Origin of the sequence: Agromyces sp. H66 (assembly GCF_004959775.1) — a bacterium.
Lineage (GTDB): Bacteria > Actinomycetota > Actinomycetes > Actinomycetales > Microbacteriaceae > Agromyces.
In genome coordinates, this window is record NZ_SJZG01000023.1 from 1 (window position 1) to 3,433 (window position 3,433).

The following is a 3,433-nucleotide window of genomic DNA, read 5'->3' on the forward strand; positions in this document are numbered from 1 at the left end:
GGGGTGTGTTCTGTGTTGTGTTGTGGGTTTCCGTCTGTTGGGAACCACAGAGTGGACGCGAGCAATCTTTGGGCCACACACCACAGCCTTTGCAAACGTGGTGTGTGTGGTGATTGTCAAGTTATCGGCGTATTAGTACCGGTCAGCTGCGACAGTCGTTAGTCCTGTCTTCCACATCCGGCCTATCAACCCAGTCGTCTGGCTGGGAGCCTCTCACCCCGAAGGGTATGGAAATCTCATCTCGAGGCCGGCTTCCCGCTTAGATGCTTTCAGCGGTTATCCATCCCGAACGTAGCTAACCAGCGGTGCTCCTGGCGGAACAACTGGCACACCAGAGGTTCGTCCAACCCGGTCCTCTCGTACTAGGGTCAGATCCTCTCAAATTTCCTACGCGCGCAGCGGATAGGGACCGAACTGTCTCACGACGTTCTAAACCCAGCTCGCGTACCGCTTTAATGGGCGAACAGCCCAACCCTTGGGACCTACTCCAGCCCCAGGATGCGACGAGCCGACATCGAGGTGCCAAACCATGCCGTCGATATGGACTCTTGGGCAAGATCAGCCTGTTATCCCCGAGGTACCTTTTATCCGTTGAGCGACAGCGCTTCCACAAGCCACTGCCGGATCACTAGTCCCGACTTTCGTCCCTGCTCGACCTGTCAGTCTCACAGTCAAGCTCCCTTGTGCACTTACACTCGCCACCTGATTGCCAACCAGGTTGAGGGAACCTTTGGGCGCCTCCGTTACTCTTTGGGAGGCAACCGCCCCAGTTAAACTACCCACCAGGCACTGTCCCTGAACCGGATCACGGTTCGAAGTTAGATATCCAGAGTGACCAGAGTGGTATTTCAACAATGACTCCACGAACACTGGCGTGCCCGCTTCAAAGTCTCCCACCTATCCTACACAAGCCACACCGAACACCAATACCAAGCTGTAGTAAAGGTCACGGGGTCTTTCCGTCCTGCTGCGCGTAACGAGCATCTTTACTCGTAATGCAATTTCGCCGAGTTCGCGGTTGAGACAGCTGGGAAGTCGTTACGCCATTCGTGCAGGTCGGAACTTACCCGACAAGGAATTTCGCTACCTTAGGATGGTTATAGTTACCACCGCCGTTTACTGGGGCTTAAATTCTCAGCTTCGCCTTGCGGCTAACCGGTCCTCTTAACCTTCCAGCACCGGGCAGGCGTCAGTCCGTATACATCGTCTTGCGACTTGGCACGGACCTGTGTTTTTAGTAAACAGTCGCTTCCCACTGGTCTCTGCGGCCACTCCACGCTTCCCCCAGCAAGTGGGTTCACGCTTCGGGCCCCCCTTCTCCCGAAGTTACGGGGGCATTTTGCCGAGTTCCTTAACCACGATTCTCTCGATCTCCTCGGTATTCTCTACCTGACCACCTGAGTCGGTTTGGGGTACGGGCGGCTGGAACCTCGCGTCGATGCTTTTCTCGGCAGCATAGGATCACCAACTTTTCATCCGCATCGCGTCTCAGCCTTGGTGAACCGCGGATTTGCCTACGGTTCGGCCTACACGCTTGCCCCGGGTCAACCATCGCCCGGGTTCGGCTACCTTCCTGCGTCACACCTGTTAATACGCTCACTCCACCAGACGGGGTCGCATGCCGCCCCCCACCCTTCCCCGAAGGGTCGGACAGGGCTTGGGATGCTTAGCACTTCTGGTCTCGTGTGGGCGGTTCTTCGCCGGTACGGGAATATCAACCCGTTGTCCATCGACTACGCCTGTCGGCCTCGCCTTAGGTCCCGACTTACCCAGGGCAGATTAGCTTGACCCTGGAACCCTTGGTCTTCCGGAGGACGGGTTTCTCACCCGTCTTTCGCTACTCATGCCTGCATTCTCACTCGTGTGGCGTCCACGGCTGGTTCACACCGCCGCTTCACTCGCCACACGACGCTCTCCTACCCATCACCACGACTGGACCACGAAGGCCTATCGATATGCGGTAATGCCACGACTTCGGTGGCGTGCTTGAGCCCCGTTACATTGTCGGCGCGGAATCACTTGACCAGTGAGCTATTACGCACTCTTTCAAGGGTGGCTGCTTCTAAGCCAACCTCCTGGTTGTCTGTGCAACTCCACATCCTTTCCCACTTAGCACGCGCTTAGGGACCTTAGTCGGTGGTCTGGGTTGTTTCCCTCTCGACGATGAAGCTTATCCCCCACCGTCTCACTGCTGCGCTCTCACTTACCGGCATTCGGAGTTTGGCTGACGTCAGTAACCTGTTGGGGCCCATCGGCCATCCAGTAGCTCTACCTCCGGCAAGAAACACGCAACGCTGCACCTAAATGCATTTCGGAGAGAACCAGCTATCACGAAGTTTGATTGGCCTTTCACCCCTATCCACAGCTCATCCCCTCCATTTTCAACTGAAGTGGGTTCGGTCCTCCACGACGTCTTACCGTCGCTTCAACCTGGCCATGGATAGATCACTTCGCTTCGGGTCTAGGACCTGCGACTGAAACGCCCTATTCAGACTCGCTTTCGCTACGGCTGCCCCACACGGGTTAACCTCGCCACAGATCACTAACTCGCAGGCTCATTCTTCAAAAGGCACGCCGTCACACCAACACGGGTGCTCCGACGGTTTGTAAGCAAACGGTTTCAGGTACTATTTCACTCCCCTCCCGGGGTACTTTTCACCTTTCCCTCACGGTACTTGTCCGCTATCGGTCATCTGGGAGTATTTAGGCTTATCAGGTGGTCCTGACAGATTCACACGGGATTTCTCGGGCCCCGTGCTACTTGGGATACCTCTCCGGCCGGCCAGGCATTTCGACTACGGGACTCACACCCACTCCGGTCCGGCTTTCAATCCGGTTCGTCTATACCTGACGCGTCACCGTGACTGCACGGCAGTACAGTCCGAAAGGTCCCACAACCCCGACCATGCAACCCCTGCCGGGTATCACACATGACCGGTTTAGCCTCTTCCGCTTTCGCTCGCCACTACTCACGGAATCACGGTTGTTTTCTCTTCCTGTGGGTACTGAGATGTTTCACTTCCCCACGTTCCCTCTACCCGCCCTATACATTCAGGCGGGAGTCACCAGGTCACCCAAAGGGCCCAGCGGGGTTTCCCCATTCGGAAATCCTCGGATCACAGCTCGTTTATCAGCTCCCCGAGGCTTATCGCAGATTACGACGTCCTTCTTCGGCTCCAGATGCCAAGGCATCCACCGTTTGCTCTTAGAAACTTGAAATCACATGAGTTCGAATCGCACACCCACACCCCCGAAAGAGCATGGGTGAGAAATTGACCAGTGAACACCAAAACAAGGGCACCCCGAAAGGCACCCAACCTTGGCGTTTCACCTATTGTGAAACAGCCCGAAGGCTGCTTCTAAGATGCTCGCGTCCACTATGTAGTTCTCAACAGACGGCCAGAACCCCCACACCCAACCGGCAAACCATGCC

General features: G+C 56.2%; 1 rRNA gene. It reads right to left on the reverse strand.

Annotation, left to right across the window (positions count from 1 at the left end):
- Positions 1–112: 112 nt before the first annotated feature.
- Positions 113–3,219 (reverse strand): 23S ribosomal RNA (locus tag EZM51_RS20340).
- Positions 3,220–3,433: the final 214 nt, after the last annotated feature.